Origin of the sequence: Xanthomonas sp. NCPPB 1128, assembly GCF_001043115.1 — a bacterium.
In the GTDB taxonomy this organism is placed as follows: Bacteria; Pseudomonadota; Gammaproteobacteria; order Xanthomonadales; family Xanthomonadaceae; genus Xanthomonas_A.
In genome coordinates this window covers 45,838-67,303 of record NZ_LFME01000009.1, presented here as the reverse complement: position 1 = coordinate 67,303, position 21,466 = coordinate 45,838, and the positions used below count along the sequence as shown (strand labels likewise).

Sequence of the window (21,466 nt, the reverse complement as noted above, 5' to 3'; positions counted from 1 at the left end):
TGATTGGGGTTCCGGCGTGGGGGAACACGGAACGGCCCGAGTATAGCCTCACCTTTCGCGGCTCCGAAACTGGCGGCGCTGGGCGACCCGTGACCTTTGGGGCATTCGACGCGACGTCGATTGGTGATCTACTTATCTACAACACCATTCACGCCATCCACCAAGGACACGACGATGACGCGACCGCTCACGCGCCGCACTGCCACTTGCGCTGCCGCGCTGCTGGTCACCACCACGCTGCTGCTCGGCGCCTGCAAGCCGGCCGCGGAGGCCAAGGCCAAGGCCGCCGACAGCGAGAAGGCGCCGGAGGCCGTGCCGGTGGAGGTGGCCGCGGCCAGCCGCCGCGCGGTGGCGGCCAGCTACAGCGGCACCGCGGCGCTGGAGGCGCGTGCCGAATCGCAGGTGGTGGCCAAGACCTCCGGCGTAGCCTTGGCGGTGCTGGCCGAGGAAGGCCAGCAGGTGCGCGCCGGGCAGCCGCTGGTGCGGCTGGACCCGGACCGCGCGCGGCTGGCGCTGGCGCAGAGCGAGGCGCAACTGCGCAAGCTGGAGAACAACTACCGGCGCTCGCAGCAACTGGTGGGCCAGCAACTGGTCAGTGCCGCCGACGTCGACCAGATCAAGTACGACCTGGCCAACGTGCGCGCACAACACCAGTTGGCGTCGCTGGAACTGTCCTACGCCACGGTGGTGGCGCCGATCTCCGGGGTGATCGCCTCGCGTTCGATCAAGACCGGCAACTTCGTGCAGATCAACACGCCGATCTTCCGCATCGTCGACGATTCGCGGCTGGAGGCCACGCTCAACGTGCCCGAGCGCGAACTGGCCACGCTCAAGACCGGGCAGCCGGTGACCCTGCTGGCCGATGCGTTGCCGGGCAAGCAGTTCCGTGGCCGGGTCGACCGCATCGCACCGGTGGTGGATGCGGGCAGCGGCACCTTCCGCGTGGTCTGCGCCTTCGACGAGGGCGCCGAAGCGCTGCAGCCGGGCATGTTCGGCCGCATCCGCATCGATTACGACCAGCGCACCGATGCGCTGGTGGTGCCGCGGCTGGCGCTGCTCGACGATGGCGAGCCGGCGGTGTTCCGCGTGGTCGCCGGCAAGGTCGCGCGGGTGCCGGTGACCCTGGGTTATGCCGAAGGGCCGTGGGTGGAGATCCGCCAGGGCCTGCAGGCGGGCGACCAAGTGGTCACCGCCGGCAAGGTCGCGCTGCGCGACGGCAGCCGCGTGCAGGTGATCGCGCCGCAACGCGAGGTCGCCGCTGCCGCACCGGCGACCGCTTCCGGAGCGCGCTGATGCACGGCGCCGGTCCCGACCCGCACGCACCGCCTGCGCCCGCCGCTGCGCACGGCGGCGGCCTGGTCGAATTCGCCACCCGCCGTCGCGTGACCATCGCGATGATCACCCTGACCATGCTGCTGTTCGGCGCGATCGCGCTGCACGGCCTCAAGGTCAACCTGCTGCCGGACCTGAGCTATCCGACGCTCACCGTGCGCACCGAGTACGCCGGCGCCGCGCCCTCGGAGATCGAGACGCTGGTGACCGAGCCGGTGGAGGAAGCGGTCGGCGTGGTCAAGAACCTGCGCAAGCTCAAGTCGGTGTCGCGCACCGGGCAGAGCGACGTGGTGCTGGAGTTCGCCTGGGGCACCAACATGGACCAGGCCAGCCTGGAGGTGCGCGACAAGATGGAGGCGCTGTCGCTGCCGCTGGAGGCCAAGGCGCCGGTGCTGCTGCGCTTCAATCCCTCCACGCAGCCCATCATGCGCCTGGTGCTGTCGAGCAAGGTTGCCGCGCACAGCGACGCCGAGTCGGTGCGCGCGCTCACCCAGTTGCGCCGTTATGCCGACGAGGATCTGAAGAAGAAGCTGGAGCCGGTGGCGGGCGTGGCCGCGGTCAAGGTCGGTGGCGGCCTGGAGGACGAGATCCAGGTGGACATCGACCAGCAACGGCTGGCGCAGCTCAACATGCCGATCGACACGGTGATCGCGCGGCTCAAGGACGAGAACGTCAATCTCTCAGGCGGACGCCTGGAGCAGGGCACGCAGCGCTACCTGGTGCGCACGGTCAACCAGTTCGCCGACCTGGACGAGATCCGCAACCTGTTGCTGACCACCCAGGGCGCCGGCGGCAACGCGGCCGACGCGGCCTTGCAGCAGATGTACGCGATCGCCGCCTCCACTGGTTCGGAAGCCGCGATCGCGGCGGCCTCGGCGGCGCAGAGCGCGTCGTCCAGCAATACCACCACCGTCGCCGGCGGCCTGCCGATCCGGCTCAAGGACGTGGCGCAGGTGCGGCAGGGCTACAAGGAACGCGAGGCGATCATCCGCCTGGGCGGAAAGGAGGCGGTGGAGCTGGCGATCTACAAGGAAGGCGACGCCAACACCGTGGCCACCGCGGCGGCGCTGCGCAAGCGGCTGGAACAACTGCAGGCGCAGATCCCGGCCGACGCCGAGCTGACCACGCTGGAGGACCAGTCGCGCTTCATCGAGCACGCCATCGGCGACGTCAAGAAGGATGCGGTGATCGGCGGCCTGCTGGCGATCCTGATCATCTTCCTGTTCCTGCGCGACGGCTGGAGCACCTTCGTGATCGGCCTGTCGCTGCCGGTGTCGATCGTCACCACGTTCTTCTTCATGGGCCAGCTCGGGCTTAGCCTCAACGTGATGTCGCTGGGCGGGCTGGCCTTGGCCACCGGCCTGGTGGTGGACGATTCGATCGTGGTGCTGGAAAGCATCGCCAAGGCGCGCGAGCGCGGCCTGAGCGTGCTCGATGCGGCGATCGTCGGTACCCGCGAGGTGGGCATGGCGGTGGTCGCCTCGACCCTGACCACGATCGCGGTGTTCCTGCCGCTGGTGTTCGTGGAAGGCGTGGCCGGGCAACTGTTCCGCGACCAGGCGTTGACCGTGGCGATCGCCATCGCGATCTCGCTGGTGGTGTCGATGACCCTGATTCCGATGCTCAGCTCGCTGAAGGGGCGTGCGCCGCTGGCGTTCCCGGTGGAGCCGGCGCCGCCGCACTGGCAGCCGCGGCGCGGCTGGCTGAAGCCGCTGGCCTGGAGCCGGCGCGGTGCCGCTGCGGCGGTGCGTGGTGCGTTCTTCGGCGTGGCCTGGTTGTGCGTGCGGCTGTGGCGCGGCGCGGTGGCGGTGATCGCGCCGGTGATGCGCAAGGCCAGCGACCTGGCGATGGCGCCGTACGCGCTGGCCGAGCGCGGCTATCTGCGGCTGCTGCCGGGCGCGCTGGCGCGTCCGGGATGGGTGTTGGGGCTGGCGGCGCTGGCCTTCGCCGCGACCCTGGCGGTGGCGCCGTTGCTGGGCGCCGACCTGATCCCGCAGCTGGCGCAGGACCGCTTCGAGATGACCGTGAAGCTGCCGGCAGGCACCCCGCTGCGGCAGACCGACGCGCTGGTGCGCGAACTGCAGGAGGTGCACGGCAAAGACGCCGGCGTGCAGGCGTTGTACGGCGTCAGCGGCAGCGGCACCCGGCTCGACGCCAACCCCACCGAGAGCGGCGAGAACATCGGCAAGCTGACCATCGCCATGGCCGGCGGTGGCAGCGCACAGTTCGAGGCGCAGCAGAGCGAGCGCATGCGCGCGACGATGCGCAACCACCCGGGCGTGCAGGTCGGTTTCAGCCGGCCCGAGCTGTTCAGTTTCTCCACGCCGCTGGAGATCGAGCTGCGCGGCCAGGACCTGCAGACCATCCAGCACGCCGGACAGAAACTGGCAGCGCTGCTGCGCGGCAACGGCCACTTCGCCGACGTCAAATCCACGGTGGAGGAGGGCTTCCCGGAGATCCAGATCCGCTTCGACCAGGAACGTGCCGGCGCGCTGGGGCTGACCACGCGGCAGATCGCCGACGTGGTGGTGAAGAAGGTGCGCGGCGACGTCGCCACCCGCTACAGCTTCCGCGACCGCAAGATCGACGTCCTTGTGCGCGCGCAGCAGAGCGACCGCGCTAGCGTCGACAGCATCCGTCGGCTGATCGTCAATCCCGGCAGCAGCCGGCCGGTGACCCTGGACGCGGTCGCCGACGTCGTCGCCACCACCGGTCCCAGCGAGATCCACCGCGCCGACCAGATCCGCGTGGCGATCGTCTCGGCCAACCTGCGCGACATCGATCTGGGCACGGCGGTGCGCGAGGTGGGCGAGATGGTGGCACGCGATCCGCTCGGTGCCGGCGTCGGCATGCACATCGGCGGGCAGGGCGAGGAACTGGCGCAGTCGGCGCGCTCGTTGCTGTTCGCATTCGGCCTGGCGGTGTTCCTGGTGTACCTGGTGATGGCCTCGCAGTTCGAGTCGCTGCTGCATCCGTTCGTCATCCTGTTCACCATCCCGCTGGCGCTGGTCGGCGCGGTGCTGGCGTTGCTGCTGACCGGCAAGCCGGTGTCGGTGGTGGTGTTCATCGGCCTGATCCTGCTGGTGGGCCTGGTAACCAAGAACGCGATCATCCTGATCGACAAGGTCAACCAGTTGCGCGAGGAGGGCGTGGCCAAGCGCGCGGCGCTGATCGAAGGCGCGCGCTCGCGGCTGCGGCCGATCGTGATGACCACGCTGTGCACGCTGTTCGGCTTCCTGCCGCTGGCGATCGCCAGCGGCGAGGGCGCCGAGGTGCGTGCGCCGATGGCAATCACCGTGATCGGCGGACTGCTGGTGTCCACGCTGCTGACCCTGCTGGTGATCCCGGTGGTCTACGATCGCCTGGACCGCCGCGCCGACGCGTACTACGCCGAGCGCGGACGCCGCACGCGGCAGCGCGAGCAGGGACAGCAGCGTCTGCAGGATGGTGAGGGTGCACCGGCATGAGCGTCGCCGAATTCAGCATCCGCCGTCCGGTCACCACCATCATGTGCTTCGTGTCGCTGGTGGTGGTTGGGCTGATCGCCGCCTTCCGCCTGCCGCTGGAGGCGTTGCCGGACATCTCCGCGCCGTTCCTGTTCGTGCAGTTGCCGTACACCGGCTCGACCCCGGACGAGGTCGAGCGCAACCTGGTGCGGCCGACCGAGGAAGCGCTGGCGACGATGACCGGGATCAAGCGCATGCGCTCGACCGCTACCGCCGACGGCGCCAACATCTTCATCGAGTTCTCCGACTGGGACCGCGACATCGCCATCGCCGCCTCCGACGCGCGCGAGCGCATCGATGCGATCCGCGCCGACCTGCCGACGGATCTGCGGCGCTACAACGTGTTCAAGTGGTCCAGCAGCGACCAGCCGGTGCTGAAGGTGCGCCTGGCCGGCGCGGCCGACCTGACCGGCGCGTACGACATGCTCGACCGCGAGTTCAAGCGTCGCCTGGAGCGCATTCCCGGGGTCGCCAAGGTGTCGGTGTCCGGGGCGCCGCCGAACGAGGTCGAGATCGCCATCGCCCCGGACCGGCTCAGTGCGCACAACCTCAGCCTCAACCAGCTCAGCGAACGCCTGGGCAAGCTCAACTTCTCGCTGTCGGCCGGGCAGATCGACGACAACGGCCAGCGCCTGCGGGTGCAGCCGGTCGGCGAACTGCGCGACCTGCAGGAGCTGCGCGACCTGGTCATCGACGCCAAGGGCCTGCGCCTGGGCGACATCGCCGAGGTGCGGCTGAAGCCGACCCGGATGAGCTACGGCCGGCGCCTGGACGGGCGCCCGGCGGTGGGTCTGGACGTGTTCAAGGAGCGCAGCGCCAACCTGGTCGAGGTCTCGCGCGCGGTGCTGGCCGAGGTCGAGCAGATCCGCAAGCAGCCGGCGCTGAGCGACGTGCAGATCAAGGTCATCGACAACCAGGGCAAGGCGGTGACCTCGTCGCTGGCGGAGCTGGCAGAGGCTGGCGCGGTGGGCCTGCTGCTGTCTGTGACGGTGCTGTTCTTCTTCCTGCGGCACTGGCCGTCGACGCTGATGGTGACCCTGGCGATCCCGATCTGCTTCGCGATCACCCTTGGTTTCATGTATTTCGCCGGGGTCACCCTCAACATCCTGACCATGATGGGCCTGCTGCTGGCGGTGGGCATGCTGGTGGACAACGCGGTGGTGGTGGTGGAAAGCATCTACCAGGAGCGCGAGCGCATGCCCGATCAGCCGCAGCGCGCCTCCATCGTCGGTACCCGCAACGTCGCCATCGCGCTGTCGGCCGGCACCCTGTGCCATTGCATCGTGTTCCTGCCGAACCTGTTCGGCGAGACCAACAACATCAGCGTCTTCATGTCGCAGATCGCCATCACCATCTCGGTGTCGCTGCTGGCGTCGTGGCTGGTGGCGGTGAGCCTGATCCCGATGCTGTCCGCGCGCATGCGCACCCCGGCGCTGGTGCATTCCCCGCACGGGCTGATCCCGCGCCTGCAGCGCCGCTACGCGCGGGTGCTGGCCTGGTCGCTGGCCCACCGCGGCTGGAGCGTGTGCGCGATCGTGCTGATCAGCGCGCTGAGCGTGATCCCGATGCTGCAGACCAAGAAGGACATGTTCGGCGGCGACGGCGGCGAACAGGTCTTCATCGGCTACCAGTGGAAGGGCGCCTACACGCGCGAGCAGATGGCCGAGGAAGTGACCCGGCTCGAGCGTTTCATCGATGCGCGCCGCGCGCAGTACCACGTGACCCAGGTGTATTCGTGGTTCAGCGAGGAGGAGGGCAGCAGCACCACGCTGACCGTGGACCTGAAGCAGGTCCGCGATCTGCCGGCGCTGATGGAACGCATCCGCAAGGAACTGCCGCGCTCGGCGCGGGTGGATTTCCACGTCGGCAACAGCAACGGCGGCGATGGCGGCAACGGCGGCGGGCAGACCGTGCAGGTGCAACTGGTCGGCGATTCCACCGAGGCGCTGCGCGCGCTGGCCGACGACGTGGTGCCGCTGCTGGCGCGGCGCAAGGAACTGCGCGACGTGCGCGTGGACAGCGGCGATCGCAGCACCGAGCTGGCCGTGCGGGTGGACCGCGAGCGCGCCGCCGCGTTCGGCTTCAGTGCCGAGCAGGTCGCCAGCTTCGTCGGCCTGGCGCTGCGCGGCGCGTCGCTGCGCGAGTTCCGTCACGGCGACAACGAAGTGCCTGTATGGGTGCGCTTCGCCGGCGCCGAGCAGACCTCGCCGGAAGACCTGGACAGCTTCAACGTGCGCACCCAGGACGGGCGCAGCGTGCCCTTGCTGAGCCTGGTCGAGACGCAACCGCGCGCGGCCGCCACCCAGATCACCCGGACCAACCGGCAGACCACGCTGACCATCACCGCCAATCTCGGCGCCAAGGTCACCGCGCCGGAAGCCAAGCAGGCGATCGAGGACACCCTCAAGGCGGTCAGTTTCCCGGTCGGCTACCGCTACAGTTTCGACGGCGCGGATGGCCAGGACGACGACCGGGCCAGCAAGCAAATGCTGTTCAATCTGCTGATCGCGCTGGTGATGATCTACGTGGTGATGGCCGCGATGTTCGAATCGCTGCTGTTTCCCGTGGCGATCATGAGCGGCGTGCTGTTCTCGGTGTTCGGCGTGTTCTGGCTGTTCTGGATCACCGGCACCAGCTTCGGAATCATGGCCTTCATCGGCATCCTGGTGCTGATGGGCGTGGTGGTGAACAACGGCATCGTGATGATCGAGCACATCAACAATCTGCGCCGGCGCGGCCTGTGCCGCACCGAGGCGCTGATCGAAGGCTCGCGTGAGCGCCTGCGTCCGATCATGATGACCATGGGCACGGCGATCCTGGCGATGGTGCCGATCTCGCTGACCACCACGCAGATGTTCGGCGACGGCCCGGCCTACTACCCGATGGCACGCGCCATCGCCGGCGGCCTGGCGTTCTCGACCGTGGTCAGCCTGCTGTTCCTGCCGACCATCTACGCGATCCTGGACGATCTCAGCAATGGCGTAGCGCAGTTGGTGCGGCGTGCGCGTGGCCAGCGCGCCGCGGCGCCGCAGCCGGCGCGCTGATGCGTGGCGACGTGCCTGCTCGAAACCGACTGTGGGAGGGGCTTCAGCCCCGACGCCGTACCACTGAAGCGTCGGGACTAAAGTCCCTCCCAAAAGGATGAAACCGGCGCGACGTTTGCCGCCGCCGTGAGGAATCGTTCAACCCGCCAGCTTGTCGACGGATTGGACGCGACGTGGCTGCTGGAACTCGCATGTGGGAGGGGCTTCAGCCCCGACGCCGTATCGCTGCAGCGTAGGGACTGAAGCCCCTCCCACAAGAGTGAAACTTGCGCAGCGACGTTGGCCGCCGTGCTTTGTTCCTCAACCCGCCAGCTTGCCGAAGATGCGGAAGCCGGCCAGCCACACGCCGAGCATGCTGCCCAGGTTGGTCAGCAGGAAGGTCAGCACCACCCGCGAGACGCGGTTGCGGTACCAGCCGCGCAGGTTCTGCGCGTCGTCGCGCAGCGCCAGGAAGTCGCCATAGGCCGGCTTGCGCATGTGCACTTCGACCAGGGCGCTGAACGCGCCGGCCGGCACGCCGGGGCGGAACGGCTTCAGCGGCGCGGCGATCGCACCGGCGATCACGCTCAGCGGGTGGCCGCCGGCCAGGATGCAGCCCAGCCCGGCCAGGCCGCCGGTGAACAGCACCCACTGCAGCAGCAGGTCGGTGCCCAGTGCGAAGCCGCCGTGCCAGTAACCCCAGGCCACGCCGCCCAGCACCAGCGCGGTCAGGGTCAGGGTGATCCACGGCACCTTCTTCTTCGTCGGCACGTCCTCCAGCGCCTTGCGCAGCGTCGCCGGGTCGTCCTGGTCGCCCTGCAGGTGCCGCGCCAGGCCGGCGAGGTGGCCGGCACCGACCACCGCCAGCACCTCGCGCACGCCGCTGGCCGGCGCGCCCTCCAGCGGTTCGGCATTGCCGGCCAGCGGCAGCGCGCGCTGTTGCGCCTGTTCCTCGCGCAGGCGCGTGGCCATGTAGCGGTCGCGCTCGGCGATGATGGTTTCGTAAAGCGCCGGACTCTCGCTGGCGAAGTCGCCGAAACTGGCCTCGAGCATGTCGCCCTGCTTGAGCTTCTCGATCTCCGCCTCGCCGACCTCATCGGAGGCGAACAGGCCGCCGAGCAGGCCGCTGGCCAGTTTCAGCTTGCCGAAGAAGCCGAGCCGGCTGGAGGCACGCTTGAAGGTCAGGCCGACTTCGCGGTCGACCAGGTACACCGGCAACTGCTGTTCGCGCGCCAGCAGCACCGCGCGCTTGAGCTCGGCGCCGGGCTCGATGCCCAGCTGCTCGGCCAGGCGCCGCTGGTAGGCGGCCAGCGCCAGGTTGGCGGCGAACAGGGCCACGCGGCCCTTGCGGATCACCTGCACCAGGTCCAGCTTGGTCAGCGCGTCCGGGTCGGTCAGCGCCTGCAGGCGTTGCGGATCCAGTTCCACCGCCACCGCATCGAAATGGCCGCTGCCGATCGCCCGTTCCACGGCCGCGACGCTGGCCAGGGACACGTGCGCAGTGCCGAGCAGGGTGTAGCGGATGCCGTCGCGTTCGACGATGCGGTACGGCTGGCCGTCGAACAGCGCGTCGTCGCCGTCGGCCTGGGAAAGTTCGTTCATTCCATCACTCATCGGAGGGCGCCTCGTCGGCGCCGGGGCTCAGCGGGCATGGGGGTGTGAGGGCATCGGCCGCGACGGGCATGGGCGCCTGCCGCCGGATCGCGCTGCGTCGCAGCCAGCGGCGCAGCGCACGCAAAGACCCGGCACGGCCGCTGCGGGTCAGTCGATGTAGCGCTTCAGCAGGTCGCCGTAGGCATCGATGCGGCGGTCGCGCAGGAACGGCCAGATCCGTCGCACGTGCTCGCTGCGCTGCAGGTCCACGTCGCAGACCAGCACCGTGGGCTCGCCACCGGCCTCGGCGATGAACTCGCCCTGCGGGCCGAGCACGTGGCTGTTGCCCCAGAACTGGATGCCGGACGCGCCCAGCGGCGAGGGTTCGTGGCCGACCCGGTTGCAGCTCAGCACCGGCACGCCGTTGGCCACGGCATGGCCGCGATGGCTGAGGATCCAGGCATCGCGCTGGCGTTCCTGCTCGGCCTGTTCGTCGCTGGGGTCCCAGCCGATCGCGGTCGGGTACAGCAGCAGCTCGGCACCGGCCAGCGCCATCAGCCGCGCCGCTTCCGGGTACCACTGGTCCCAGCACACCAGCACGCCGAGGCGGCCGACCGAAGTCTGGATCGGGGTGAAGCCCAGATCGCCCGGGGTGAAGTAGAACTTCTCGTAGAAGCCCGGATCGTCGGGGATGTGCATCTTGCGGTACTTGCCCAGCAGGCTGCCGTCCTTTTCGAACACCACCGCGGTGTTGTGGTACAGGCCGGCGGCGCGGCGCTCGAACAGCGAACCGACCAGGACCACGCCATGGCGCTTGGCCAGCGCGCCCAGGCGCTCGGTGCTGGGGCCGGGAATCGGCTCGGCCAGGTCGAATTCGTCCACCGACTCGTGCTGGCAGAAGTACGCGCCGTTGTGCAGTTCCTGCAGCAGCACCAACTGCGCGCCCTGCGCGGCGGCCCCGGCCACACGCGATTCGATCGCTGCCAGGTTCGCCGCGGCGTCGCCGTGGTTGCGCTCCTGGATCAGCGCGACGGAAAGAGTGTTTCGGCTCATTGCGGAATCAAGGTTCGCGGTAAACCGGCATGGTAGCGCGGATGGCCGCGCGGCAGGTTCCGGGGAGATGAATCCCGCGCCGCGCGTGGCGGCGGCGCGGGTGTGGTCGGCGCTGTGCTGGCGTGCGGCGCAGGCGCAGGCGGTTCAGTCCGCCAGCAGTCCGGCCGGCAGTTGCATGGTGATGCAGTGCAGGCTGCCGTTCTGCCAGATCAGCGCGCGGCAGGGAATCGGCACGATCTCGTGCTGCGGGAAGGCCTGCGCCATCACCGCCTGCGCCTGTGCATCGGCCGCGTCGCCGTAGGCCGGCATCAGCACCGCGCCGTTGACGATCAGGAAGTTGGCGTAGGACGCGGCCAGGCGCCGGCCCTGGTCGATCACCGGCTGCGCCCACGGCAGCGGGAACAGGCGATAGGGCGCGCCGTCGGCGGTGCGCAGGGCGGCCAGTTCGGCGCCCATCGCCTGCAGCTCGGCGTAGTGCGAATCGCCGGCGTCGTCGCAGGCCTGGTAAACGATTGCGTCGGTGCTGGCGAAGCGGGCGAGGGTGTCGATGTGCGCGTCGGTGTCGTCGCCTTCCAGGTAGCCGTAATCCAGCCACAGCACGCGCTGCTGCGCCAGCCAGTCGGCCAGGTCGTGGCTGAGCGAGTCGCGGCTGCGCTGCGGGTGGCGCTCGTGCAGGCACTGCCAGGTGGTCAGCAGGGTGCCGGCGCCGTCGCAGTCGATGGCGCCGCCTTCCAGGGCGAAATCGATGCGGCGCACGTCGCTGTCGGCGAACAGGCCCTGCGCGGCCAGCACGCTGACCAACTGGTCATCGCGGCTGGCCTGGAACTTGCCGCCCCAGCCGGTGAAGCGGAAATCCAGCAACTGGAAACCGCCGCCGGCGCGCGCCAGGGTGATCGGGCCGGAATCGCGCAGCCAGGTGTCGTCGTACTCGGCCTCGACGAAGCGCACCCGCTGCATGTCCACCCGCGCCGAGCGCAGCCGCGCCTCGGCGTAGATCTGCAGGTCGGCGTCGGCCACGCAGATCAGCACCCGCTGGAAGCGCACGATCGCCGCGACCAGCGCGATGTAGGTCTCCTCGACCTCGGCCAGGCGCTCGGCCCAGTCGGTGCCGGCATGCGGCCAGGCGATCAGGATGGCGGACTGGGGCTCCCATTCCGCGGGAAGGCGAAGGCGATCAGTCATTGCGACCACTACTCACGTGCTGCCGGACCGAAGCCTGGCTGTTGTGTACGTTCCCGCGCATTGGCTGTGCGGGCTCTTGCGAAGAAGAACGCGCTTCAGCGGATCGCCGGCTTCGGCCCGATCTCGTTGGCGTCGGCCTTGTTGGCGACCACGTCCACTACCTTCTGCTTCTCGAAGTAGACGGTGAAGGCCGGGTAGACCCAGCGGTTGATGGTCGGCCACTGCCGCTTCTGGCCGCCGCGCGGTTCCAGCTTCTGTTGCGGGGCGCCGTAGCGCGCCTGCACCTGGGCCATGCTCAGGCCGCGGGTCGGCATCGCCGCCGCGGGTTCTTCCTTGACCCGCTCGACCAGCAGGGTCTCGGCGTGGGCGCCGCCGGCCAGGCCCAACACGGCCAGCAGCGGCAGGACGGACAGACGATGCTTCATCACGTGTACTCCCCAGAGGACGAACGCCGATTACAGCAAACTTCGGCAACAAAAAACCGCCCGAAGGCGGCTTTCGTCGACGACCGGCCACCGCTGCGCGCGGCGCGGCAGGGCAGGCCGGGTCGGATCAGCGCTGACGCGCCTTGAAACGGGGGTTGGACTTGCAGATCACGAAGACCTTGCCGCGGCGGCGGACCACCTTGCAGTCGCGGTGACGGGCCTTCGCCGACTTCAGGGAGGACAGGACTTTCATGGCACACCTCGGCGTAAACTTGTGGATTCGAAGGAGGGCGGCACGGCCGAAACCATGGCGCGGGATCAGTAAGCCGGCGATTGTAGCCTGGTTTTCTTCATGGTTTCAACTGCTTGCGCCAGCCCGGCCGGCGTCGGCGCTACAATGCGCCGCCCCCCGTCCGAGGAACCGCATGAACGAGCCCGCTCCCGTCCTGACCATCGATGGCCCGTCCGGGGCCGGCAAAGGCACCGTCAGCCGCATCGTTGCCGCCCGCCTGGGCTGGCATTACCTGGATTCGGGGGCGCTGTACCGGGCGGTCGGGGTCGCGGCCAGCTGGGCCAATCTGGACATTTCCGATGCCGCCGCCCTGGTGCGCTGCACCTTCGACACCCGGGTGGAGTTCGATGAGGTCGCCGGCGGTGGCCTGCGCGTGAGGATCAACGGCGCCGACGCCACCGACGAGCTGCGCCTGGAGACCACCGGCGCGGTGGCCTCGGCGATCGCCGCCATCCCCGAGGTGCGCGCGGCGCTGAAGCAGCGCCAGCGCGCCTTCCGCACCCCGCCGGGGCTGGTCGCCGACGGCCGCGACATGGGGACCGTGATTTTCCCGGACGCCCCGTACAAGGTGTTCCTGACCGCCAGCGCCGAAGAGCGCGCCCAGCGCCGGCATAAGCAGTTGAAGGAAAAAGGGGTTTCGGTTATATTCGACGACCTGCTGCGCGAGATCATGGCCCGCGACGCACGCGATGCCCAACGCGCGGTGGCCCCGCTGAGGCCGGCAGACGATGCCGTCCTCCTCGATTCCACCGGCATGGACATCGACCAGGTGGTGGGCCGCGTCCTGCAGTTGCTGCCGGTCTGAGCGGCACGCAGGGCAGGGCAGCAGAGTGGTGGCGTCATGGACGCCGCCGGTTCCTCGCAACACCCGCAACATCCGTGTTCCATCGATAGCGTCAAAGGCTCCGCTGCGCAATTTCGTGCTGCGGTTTTTCCATTCCACACCCGGCCGCTGTTCGGGCCGACTAACAGGTGGGCAGTCGCTGTTTTCCAGAAGAAAACGCCCTGTCCGTGTGTCCACTAGAGTAATTTCAAATGACCGAATCTTTTGCCGAACTGTTCGAAGCCAGCCAAGCCAATCTGGCCAAGCTGAAGCCCGGCGCCATCGTCACCGGTACCGTCGTGGAAGTCCGCGGCGACGTGGTGGTGATCAACGCCGGCCTGAAGTCCGAAGGCATCGTGCCGATCGAGCAGTTCCGTAACGACGCTGGCGAGATCGACGTCGCCGAAGGCGACCTGGTCAAGGTCGCGCTCGACTCGCTCGAGAACGGCTTCGGCGAGACCGTGCTGTCGCGCGAGAAGGCCAAGCGCGCCATGGTGTGGGACGAGCTGGAAGAAGCGTTGGAAAAGAACGAGACCATCACCGGCCGCATCAGCGGCAAGGTCAAGGGTGGTTTCACCGTGGACATCAAGGATGTCCGCGCGTTCCTGCCCGGTTCGCTGGTGGATGTGCGCCCGGTGCGCGACCCGGCCTACCTGGAAGGCAAGGAACTGGAGTTCAAGCTGATCAAGCTGGACCGCAAGCGCAACAACGTGGTGGTCTCGCGTCGTGCGGTGGTCGAGAGCGAGCATTCGGAAGAGCGCGAGCAGCTGATGGACAAGCTGCAGGAAGGCGCGATCCTGAAGGGCGTGGTCAAGAACCTGACCGACTACGGCGCGTTCGTGGACCTGGGCGGCATCGACGGCCTGCTGCACATCACCGACATGGCCTGGAAGCGCGTGCGTCATCCGTCCGAAGTGGTCAACGTCGGCGACGAGCTGGACGTGCGCGTGCTGAAGTTCGATCGCGAGCGTAACCGCGTCAGCCTCGGCCTGAAGCAGCTGGGCGAGGATCCGTGGGACAACATCGCCCGCCGTTACCCGGCCAACAGCCGCGTGTTCGGCAAGGTCTCCAACGTCACCGATTACGGCGCGTTCGTCGAGATCGAGCCGGGCGTGGAAGGCCTGGTGCACGTGTCCGAGATGGACTGGACCAACAAGAACGTCAACCCGTCCAAGGTCGTGCAGGTCGGCGACGAAGTCGAAGTGATGGTGCTGGACGTGGACGAAGAGCGTCGCCGCATCTCGCTGGGCATGAAGCAGGTCGCCGCCAATCCGTGGGAGACCTTCGCCGCCACCCACAAGAAGAACGACAAGGTGTCCGGCCAGATCAAGTCGATCACCGACTTCGGCATCTTCATCGGCCTGGACGGCGGCATCGACGGCCTGGTGCACCTGTCCGACATCAGCTGGAACACCACCGGCGAAGACATCGTGCGCAACTTCAAGAAGGGCGACACGCTGGAAGCCGTGGTGCTGGCGGTGGATCCGGAGCGCGAGCGCATCAGCCTGGGCGTCAAGCAGCTGGAGCAGGATCCGTTCGGCCAGTACATGGCCGCCAACCCGAAGGGCTCGAAGGTCGAGGGCGTGGTGCGTGAAGTGGACGCCAAGGGCGCCACCATCGACCTGGCCGACGGCATCGAAGGCTACGTCGCCGCACGCGACATCGCCAACGAGCGCGTCGACGACGCCAGCCAGCACCTGAAGGTCGGCGACAAGATCGAAGCCAAGTTCGTGGGCATGGACCGCAAGGGCCGCACCCTGCAGCTGTCGATCAAGGCCAAGGACGATGCCGAAATGCGCGAAGTGCTGGAGGAATACCAGTCCGCGTCGGGCGGCACCACCCAGCTGGGCGCGCTGCTGCGTGCACAGCTGAACGGCAACAAGTCCGAGTAATCCGCCACACGCAGCGTTACTGGCACGGCCCGGTGTTCCCGGGCCGTGCCAGGTTGCGACCCCACTGCACGCATCCGTAAATGACCAAATCCGAACTGATCGAAATCCTGGCGCGCAAGCAGGCGCATCTGAAGTCGGACGACGTCGATCTGGCGGTGAAGTCGTTGTTGGAAATGATGGGCGGCGCCCTGTCCGGCGGCGCTCGCATCGAGATCCGCGGCTTCGGCAGCTTTTCCCTGCATTACCGGCCGCCGCGCCTGGGACGCAATCCCAAGACCGGCGAGTCCGTCGCGCTTCCCGGCAAGCACGTGCCGCATTTCAAGCCCGGCAAGGAACTGCGCGAGCGCGTCAGCGGCGTCGTTCCGGTCGAATCCGACACGCCCTGAGCCCGGCGTCCGGCATTTGCCGGAATCCACGCCTGTTCGGCTAATCTAGTGTCTCCCGACGCTGGAGTTGCTCATGAAGATTGCACGACTGCTGATCCTGCTGGTGTTGCTGTTGGCCGGCCTGGTCATCGGGTCGCTCAATTCGCAGCCGATCCAGATCAACTTCGTGTTCTCCAGCATCGCCACCACCTCCGGCATCGCCATCATCGTCTCGCTGTTCGCCGGCGTGCTGATCGGCGCCTCGCTGGTCCTGGCGGCCCTGGTGATTCCTTTGTATGCCAAGCTGCGTCGCGCCAACAAGGCCGCGAACGCCGTTGCGCCGGCCGTCGCGCCGGTCTCTCCCCATGCTCACCAGCCCTTGGACGGACGCTGATCTTCGATGGACTTTCTGACCGAGTGGTTCTGGTTCTTCCTGTTCCTGCCGCTGGCGGCGCTGAGTGGCTGGGTGATCGGCCGCCGTGGCGGCCAGCGCCATGGCGATACCCAGGTCAGCCGGCTCTCCAGCACCTATTTCCGCGGCCTCAACTATCTGCTCAACGAGCAGCCGGACAAGGCGATCGAGCTGTTCCTGCACATCGCCGAACTGGACAAGGAAACCTTCGAGACCCAGGTCGCGTTGGGCCACCTGTTCCGCCGTCGCGGTGAGGTCGACCGCGCCATCCGCCTGCACCAGGGCCTGGTCCAGCGCAGCGACCTGAGCGACGCGCAGCGCGTGCAGGCCTTGCTGGCGCTGGGCGAGGACTACATGAAGTCGGGGCTGCTGGACCGCGCCGAAACCGTGTTCACCGAACTGGCGCAGATCGACCAGCGTGCGCCGCAGGCGCTCAAGCACCTGATCGGCATCTACCAGGCCGAACGCGACTGGGAAAAGGCCATCGACAACGCCACCCGCTACGAAGAGGTGACCGGCGAGCCGATGGGCAAGCTGATCGCCCAGTTCGAATGCGAGCTGGCCGACCGCTATCGCGCCTCCGGCAAGAACGACCTGGCGCGGGCGGCGATCGCGCGCGCCTACCAGGCCGACGCCAAGTCGGTGCGTGCCGGCATCCTGGAAGGGCGCATCGACGTCGACGACGGCAACGACGAGGCGGCCATCCGCGCCTTCGAGCGTGCCGCGCGCCACGACCCGGACTATCTGCCGGAGATCATGCCGGCATTGATGGAGTGCTACCGGCGCGGCAACGATCTCAGCGGCGCGCGCGCGTTCCTGTCGGAGATGACCGAGCATTACCGCGGCATCGCCCCGGTACTGGCGCTGACCCGGCTGATGGAGTCGCAGGAAGGCATTTCCGCCGCGCGCTCCTATCTGGGCCGGCAGCTCAAGGACCGGCCGTCGGTGCGCGGCGAGTCGGCACTGATCGACCTGACCCTGGCCGAGGGCGCGGACTCCACCGCGACCCTGCAGGACCTCAAGCACATCACCGACCAGTTGTTGGTGCGCAATCCCAGCTATCGCTGCACCCGCTGCGGCTTCGGCGCGCGGACCCACCACTGGCAATGCCCCAGTTGCAAGGAGTGGGGCACGGTCAAGCCGCTGCTCAACTACGCGGTGGTGTAGTGCCCATCGCAGGAGCCGCGCTGCTCTTGGCGCTCGGGGTGTTCAGCGCGGTCGGCACCTGGCTGTCGCGCCAATACGCGCTCAAGCGCAAGCTGATGGACGCGCCCGGCGAGCGGCGCAGTCACACCGTGGCGACGCCGCGCGGCGGTGGCGTGGCGATCGTGGTGGCGGTCCTGCTGGCCTGCGCCTGGGCTGCGCTGCAATGGCCGCAGCATGGCGCAGGCATCGCCATCGTTGCGGCCGGCCTGCTGCTGGTCGCCGGCATCGGCTGGTGGGACGACCACCGCTCGCTGTCGGCGGGACTGCGACTGCTGGTGCATGCAGTGGCCGCAAGCTTGCTGGCTGCACTTGTCTACAACGCGAACCAACCCCCATGGATGGTGGCGCTGGTGTTGTTGGCAACGATTTCGTTGATCAATATCTGGAATTTCATGGATGGCATCAATGGTCTGGCCGGCAGTCAGGCCATGCTCGCCGCCCTGGGATTCGCCAGCTTGCTGCCAGCTCCGTTGCGTTGGCCATGCTGGGTCGTGCTGGTGGCCTGCGCGGGATTTTTGCCGTTCAACTACCCCCGGGCGCGCATTTTCCTCGGCGATGTCGGCAGCGGCGCGCTCGGCTACCTGATCGCCGCGCTGTTCGCCTGGTGCATCGTTGCCGGTGGACAGGCGCCGTGGCTGCCGGCCTTGCCGCTGTCGGCCTTCGCCATCGACGCGGGCTTCACGCTCGCCTCGCGCATGCTCGCCGGCGAACGCTGGTGGCAACCGCACGCGCAACATTTCTATCAGCGTTGGGTACACACCGGCAGTAGCCATACTGTCGTCACGCTCGCCTACGGTTTGTTCAGCATTGTCGCGATTACAATTGCGCGGCTGGGCAGACCGCTGGATGTGGGTTTGCAGGCTGGTCTGACGATCGCCTGGTTCTGTTCGGCAGGTGTGCTTTGGCTGGCCTTGCGCAACCGGATGCGCCGAACTCTTACGGATCACTGATGCTTTCCACGCGCGACCGAGTCACCGAGTTGTTTCCCAAGGCCTCCGTGGTCGTCCACGATCTGGCCATCGTCTGGATCTGCTGGCAACTGCTGCACGCCGCGCGCTACACCATGCTTCCCGGCGAGCATCCGTTGCCGCTGTGGAATCTCAACACCGCCATCGTGCTGGTGGCGCAGGGGCTGGTGTTCTGGAAGGTCGGCCTGTACCGCGGCCTGTGGCGCTTCGCCAGCGTTCCCGACCTGCTCAATATCTTCAAGGCCAGCTTCTATGGCCTGGTGGCGATCGTGCTGGGGCTGGCCTACAGCCGTTTCGACGCCATTCCGCTGTCGGTGCTGATGGTGTACCCGTTCGCATTGTCGGCGCTGCTGGGCGCGCCGCGCCTGCTGTACCGCGCGTGGAAGGATTATCAGATCGCGCATTCGGACGACACCGCACGGCGCGTGCTGATCGTCGGCGCCGGCCGCGCGGCCGAGGCGCTGGTGCGCGACCTGCGGCGGTCCGGTGCCTACCAGCCCGTGGGTTTCGTCGACGACGCCGGCCACCTGCACGGCGCCAAGCTGCAGGGCCTGCCGATCCTGGGCCGCATCGACGAAGCCGGCGCGATCGCCAAGGAAACCGCGGCCAAGTTGCTGGTCATCGCAATCCCGTCGCTGGACGCGGCCGGGATGCAGCGTGTGGTGGCGATCTGCGAGAGCACCGGTCTGCCGTTCCGCACGGTACCGCGGTTGGTCGACGTGCTTGAGGGCCATTACCTGCCTGGCGAACTCAAGGAGGTCGCGATCGAGGACCTGCTCGGGCGCAAGCCGGTGACGCCGGACTGGAAGCTGATCAAGGGCTGGCTGTCTGGGCGCACCGTGCTGGTCACCGGCGCCGGCGGTTCGATCGGCTCGGAACTATGCCGGCAGTGCGCGCGTCACGGCGCGCGCAAGATCGTGCTGCTGGAGATCAACGAACTGGCGCTGATCACCATCCACGCCGACCTGCATCGCACCTTTCCCGATCTGGAAATCGACTGCGTGCTGGGTGATTGCGGCGATCCGGCGGTGATCCGCCACGCGATGCAGGTCGCCGAGCCGGACGCGGTGTTCCATGCCGCCGCCTACAAGCAGGTGCCGCTGCTGGAACGGCAGTGCCGCGAGGCGGTGCGCAACAACGTGCTGGCCACCGAGAATGTGGCGCGTGCCTGCGTCGCGGCCAAGGTTTCGACCTTCGTGTTCATCTCCACCGACAAGGCAGTCAATCCGGTCAACCTGCTGGGCGCGTCCAAGCGCTATGCCGAGATGGTGTGCCAGTCGCTGGACGACCAGGCGGTGAGCACGCGCTTCGTGACGGTGCGCTTCGGCAATGTGCTGGATTCGGCCGGCAGCGTGGTGCCACTGTTCCGCGAGCAGATCCGCCAGGGCGGCCCGGTGACGGTCACCGATCCGCAGGTGACGCGCTACTTCATGACCATTCCCGAAGCCAGCCAGCTGATCGTGCAGGCCGCGGCCTCGGCGTCGCATGGCGCCATCTATACGCTGGACATGGGCGAGCCGGTGCCGATCCGCTTGCTGGCCGAACAGATGATCCGCCTGGCGGGCAAGCAGCCCGGACGCGACATCGCCATTGTCTACACCGGCCTGCGGCCGGGCGAGAAACTGCACGAGACCTTGTTCTACTCGGACGAGCACTATCGGCCGACCTCGCATCCGAAGATCCTGGAAGCCGGCGTGCGCAGCTTCTCGCGCGAGGACGTGTTGCGCGGCGTGCAGCAGTTGCGCGCGGCGGTGGCCGACTACGACAGTGACACCATCGAGAAGGTGTTGCGCATGACCATGCCGGAGTTCGCGCCCTTGCGTCAGCAAGAGGATCACGACGGCTCCGCTACCATCGTTCCATTCCCCGCACGCGAGGCCAGAAGGCTCTGATGAGCAAGAGAATCCGCAAGGCAGTATTCCCGGTCGCAGGTTTGGGTACCCGCTTCCTTCCCGCCACCAAGACCGTCCCCAAGGAAATGCTGCCGATCATCGATCGGCCGTTGATCCAGTACGCGGTGGACGAGGCGATCGAAGCCGGTTGCGACACCCTGATTTTCGTCACCAACCGCTACAAGCACGCGGTCGCGGATTATTTCGACAAGGCCTACGAACTGGAGCAGAAGCTGGAGCGTGCCGGCAAGCACGAGCAGCTGGAAATGATCCGACACGTGCTGCCCGAGGGCGTGCGCGCGATCTTCGTGACCCAGGCCGAAGCGTTGGGCCTGGGCCACGCGGTGCTGTGCGCCAAGTCGGTGATCGGCGACGAGCCGTTTGCGGTGCTGCTGCCGGACGACCTGATCTGGAACCGCGGCGACGGCGCGCTGAAGCAGATGGCCGATCTCAACGAGCGCAGCGGCGCCAGCGTGATCGCGGTGGAAGACGTGCCGCACGAGAACGCCGCCAGCTACGGCATCGTGGCCACCGAGGCCTTCGATGGCCGCAAGGGCCGCATCGCGCAGATCGTCGAAAAGCCCAAGCCGGAAGACGCGCCGAGCGATCTGGCGGTGGTCGGGCGCTACGTGCTCAGCTCGAAGATCTTCGAACTGCTGGAAAGCACCGGCACCGGCGCCGGCGGCGAGATCCAGCTGACCGACGCCATCGCTGCGCTGCTGAAGAGCGAAGAGGTCGACGCCTACCGCTTCGAGGGCACCCGCTTCGACTGCGGTACGCACCTGGGCCTGGTCGAGGCGACCATCCGCTTCGCGCTGGAGAACAAGAAGCTGGCCAAGCCGGCGCGCGAGAAGCTCACGCAGATGCTCGCTGAGGAGTGAGCCTGGCGCCGCGCGCCGCTGCAGGGCGGCGCGCGGCCGAGTGCTGATCCAAGAGCGTCAAGCCGCTGATTCGATCCAGATGGGTGGAATCAGATGACAAACAGAAAAGGCAGCCTCGCGGCTGCCTTTTCTGTTTGTACGTTGTTTGTACAGCAACACTTGATGCCGGACCCTCACCCCAACCCCTCTCCCGGAGGGAGAGGGGCGATGGCGTGTCCCCTTCTCCCGTCGGGAGAAGGTGCACCGCAGGGGCGGATGAGGGTCCGGGCGAAGCCTCGCATGCACAGGTCAGCGCGGGCGCTTCAGTGCCCCCGGCCCTCACCCAAACCCCTCTCCCGGCGGGAGAAGGGCTATGGCGTGTCCCTTCTCCCGTCGGGAGAAGGTGCCCCGCAGGGGCGGATGCGGGTCCGGGCGAAGCCTCGCATGTACAGGTCAGCGCGGGCGCTTCAGTGCTCCCGGTCCTCACCCAAACCCCTCTCCCGGCGGGAGAGGGGCTATGGCGTGTCCCTTCTTCCGTCGGGAGAAGGTGCCCCGCAGGGGCGGATGAGGGTCCGGGCGAGCCTCGCATGGGCAGGTCAGCGCGGGCGCTTCAGTGCCCCCGGCCCTCACCCAAATCCCTCT

Annotated in this window: 16 protein-coding genes; 11 read left to right on the top strand and 5 right to left on the bottom strand. The window is 67.9% G+C overall.

Annotated elements, in window-relative coordinates; genetic code table 11:
- Positions 1 to 174: 174 nt before the first annotated feature.
- Genes ACP93_RS08405 through ACP93_RS08395 form a run of 3 tightly spaced genes read left to right on the top strand, consistent with a single transcriptional unit; the run spans position 175 to position 7,882 of the window.
- Positions 175 to 1,293 (top strand): efflux RND transporter periplasmic adaptor subunit, encoded by a 1,119-nt coding sequence (locus ACP93_RS08405; RefSeq protein ID WP_048490254.1) that lies wholly within the window; start codon positions 175 to 177, stop codon positions 1,291 to 1,293.
- The gene (locus ACP93_RS08400; RefSeq protein WP_048490253.1) at positions 1,293 to 4,799 is read left to right on the top strand and encodes an efflux RND transporter permease subunit; all 3,507 of its coding nucleotides are present in this window, start codon (positions 1,293 to 1,295) and stop codon (positions 4,797 to 4,799) included. Before ACP93_RS08405 ends, ACP93_RS08400 begins: the two co-directional genes overlap by 1 nt.
- Positions 4,796 to 7,882, top strand: coding sequence for an efflux RND transporter permease subunit (locus ACP93_RS08395; protein WP_048490252.1), 3,087 nt, complete (start codon positions 4,796 to 4,798; stop codon positions 7,880 to 7,882). Before ACP93_RS08400 ends, ACP93_RS08395 begins: the two co-directional genes overlap by 4 nt.
- 300 nt (positions 7,883 to 8,182) lie before the next feature.
- Here ACP93_RS08395 and ACP93_RS08390 read toward each other — a convergent pair whose 3' ends face one another.
- From ACP93_RS08390 to ykgO, 5 genes are all read right to left on the bottom strand, one after another.
- Positions 8,183 to 9,463: a TraB/GumN family protein gene (locus ACP93_RS08390; RefSeq protein WP_204243658.1), complete on the bottom strand. Its 1,281-nt coding sequence runs from the start codon at positions 9,461 to 9,463 to the stop codon at positions 8,183 to 8,185.
- Between the two features lie 159 nt (positions 9,464 to 9,622).
- Complete coding sequence (locus ACP93_RS08385) at positions 9,623 to 10,507, bottom strand: carbon-nitrogen hydrolase (protein ID WP_048490250.1); 885 nt, start codon at positions 10,505 to 10,507, stop codon at positions 9,623 to 9,625.
- A 144-nt stretch (positions 10,508 to 10,651) separates the two neighbouring features.
- Positions 10,652 to 11,689, bottom strand: a complete 1,038-nt coding sequence (locus ACP93_RS08380) for an agmatine deiminase family protein (RefSeq protein WP_048490249.1) — start codon at positions 11,687 to 11,689, stop codon at positions 10,652 to 10,654.
- A gap of 95 nt (positions 11,690 to 11,784) precedes the next feature.
- Positions 11,785 to 12,114: a hypothetical protein gene (locus tag ACP93_RS08375; RefSeq protein ID WP_048490248.1), complete on the bottom strand. Its 330-nt coding sequence runs from the start codon at positions 12,112 to 12,114 to the stop codon at positions 11,785 to 11,787.
- A 127-nt stretch (positions 12,115 to 12,241) separates the two neighbouring features.
- The gene (gene ykgO / locus ACP93_RS08370) at positions 12,242 to 12,367 is read right to left on the bottom strand and encodes a type B 50S ribosomal protein L36 (RefSeq protein WP_010342887.1); all 126 of its coding nucleotides are present in this window, start codon (positions 12,365 to 12,367) and stop codon (positions 12,242 to 12,244) included.
- A gap of 172 nt (positions 12,368 to 12,539) precedes the next feature.
- Here ykgO and cmk point away from each other — a divergent pair, with 172 nt between their 5' ends.
- From cmk to galU, 8 genes are all read left to right on the top strand, one after another.
- Positions 12,540 to 13,211, top strand: a complete 672-nt coding sequence (cmk, locus tag ACP93_RS08365; protein ID WP_048490247.1) for a (d)CMP kinase — start codon at positions 12,540 to 12,542, stop codon at positions 13,209 to 13,211.
- A 230-nt stretch (positions 13,212 to 13,441) separates the two neighbouring features.
- The gene (gene rpsA / locus ACP93_RS08360) at positions 13,442 to 15,121 is read left to right on the top strand and encodes a 30S ribosomal protein S1 (RefSeq protein WP_010342889.1); all 1,680 of its coding nucleotides are present in this window, start codon (positions 13,442 to 13,444) and stop codon (positions 15,119 to 15,121) included.
- An 80-nt stretch (positions 15,122 to 15,201) separates the two neighbouring features.
- Positions 15,202 to 15,507, top strand: a complete 306-nt coding sequence (locus ACP93_RS08355; RefSeq protein WP_048490246.1) for an integration host factor subunit beta — start codon at positions 15,202 to 15,204, stop codon at positions 15,505 to 15,507.
- Between the two features lie 73 nt (positions 15,508 to 15,580).
- Entirely contained in the window at positions 15,581 to 15,880 is a 300-nt protein-coding gene (locus ACP93_RS08350; RefSeq protein ID WP_048490245.1) for a LapA family protein, read from the top strand.
- 6 nt (positions 15,881 to 15,886) lie between these two features.
- The gene (gene lapB / locus ACP93_RS08345) at positions 15,887 to 17,065 is read left to right on the top strand and encodes a lipopolysaccharide assembly protein LapB (RefSeq protein ID WP_048490244.1); all 1,179 of its coding nucleotides are present in this window, start codon (positions 15,887 to 15,889) and stop codon (positions 17,063 to 17,065) included.
- Complete coding sequence (locus ACP93_RS08340) at positions 17,065 to 18,054, top strand: MraY family glycosyltransferase (protein WP_048490243.1); 990 nt, start codon at positions 17,065 to 17,067, stop codon at positions 18,052 to 18,054. The genes lapB and ACP93_RS08340 overlap by 1 nt, the downstream gene beginning before the upstream one ends.
- The gene (locus ACP93_RS08335; protein ID WP_048490242.1) at positions 18,054 to 19,964 is read left to right on the top strand and encodes a polysaccharide biosynthesis protein; all 1,911 of its coding nucleotides are present in this window, start codon (positions 18,054 to 18,056) and stop codon (positions 19,962 to 19,964) included. The genes ACP93_RS08340 and ACP93_RS08335 overlap by 1 nt, the downstream gene beginning before the upstream one ends.
- Positions 19,964 to 20,845, top strand: coding sequence for a UTP--glucose-1-phosphate uridylyltransferase GalU (galU, locus tag ACP93_RS08330; RefSeq protein ID WP_048490241.1), 882 nt, complete (start codon positions 19,964 to 19,966; stop codon positions 20,843 to 20,845). The genes ACP93_RS08335 and galU overlap by 1 nt, the downstream gene beginning before the upstream one ends.
- Positions 20,846 to 21,466: the final 621 nt, after the last annotated feature.

Bases quoted from the DNA above. Each gene is read 5' to 3' on its own strand.
- ACP93_RS08380 (WP_048490249.1), bottom strand. From the start codon at position 11,689: ATGACTGATCGCCTTCGCCTTCCCGCGGAATGGGAGCCCCAGTCCGCC.
- rpsA (WP_010342889.1), top strand. From the start codon at position 13,442: ATGACCGAATCTTTTGCCGAACTGTTCGAAGCCAGCCAAGCCAATCTG.
- ACP93_RS08355 (WP_048490246.1), top strand. From the start codon at position 15,202: ATGACCAAATCCGAACTGATCGAAATCCTGGCGCGCAAGCAGGCGCAT.
- ACP93_RS08385 (WP_048490250.1), bottom strand. From the start codon at position 10,507: ATGAGCCGAAACACTCTTTCCGTCGCGCTGATCCAGGAGCGCAACCAC.
- ACP93_RS08390 (WP_204243658.1), bottom strand. From the start codon at position 9,463: ATGAACGAACTTTCCCAGGCCGACGGCGACGACGCGCTGTTCGACGGC.
- ykgO (WP_010342887.1), bottom strand. From the start codon at position 12,367: ATGAAAGTCCTGTCCTCCCTGAAGTCGGCGAAGGCCCGTCACCGCGAC.
- cmk (WP_048490247.1), top strand. From the start codon at position 12,540: ATGAACGAGCCCGCTCCCGTCCTGACCATCGATGGCCCGTCCGGGGCC.
- lapB (WP_048490244.1), top strand. From the start codon at position 15,887: ATGGACTTTCTGACCGAGTGGTTCTGGTTCTTCCTGTTCCTGCCGCTG.
- ACP93_RS08335 (WP_048490242.1), top strand. From the start codon at position 18,054: ATGCTTTCCACGCGCGACCGAGTCACCGAGTTGTTTCCCAAGGCCTCC.
- galU (WP_048490241.1), top strand. From the start codon at position 19,964: ATGAGCAAGAGAATCCGCAAGGCAGTATTCCCGGTCGCAGGTTTGGGT.
- ACP93_RS08400 (WP_048490253.1), top strand. From the start codon at position 1,293: ATGCACGGCGCCGGTCCCGACCCGCACGCACCGCCTGCGCCCGCCGCT.
- ACP93_RS08395 (WP_048490252.1), top strand. From the start codon at position 4,796: ATGAGCGTCGCCGAATTCAGCATCCGCCGTCCGGTCACCACCATCATG.
- ACP93_RS08350 (WP_048490245.1), top strand. From the start codon at position 15,581: ATGAAGATTGCACGACTGCTGATCCTGCTGGTGTTGCTGTTGGCCGGC.
- ACP93_RS08405 (WP_048490254.1), top strand. From the start codon at position 175: ATGACGCGACCGCTCACGCGCCGCACTGCCACTTGCGCTGCCGCGCTG.
- ACP93_RS08375 (WP_048490248.1), bottom strand. From the start codon at position 12,114: ATGAAGCATCGTCTGTCCGTCCTGCCGCTGCTGGCCGTGTTGGGCCTG.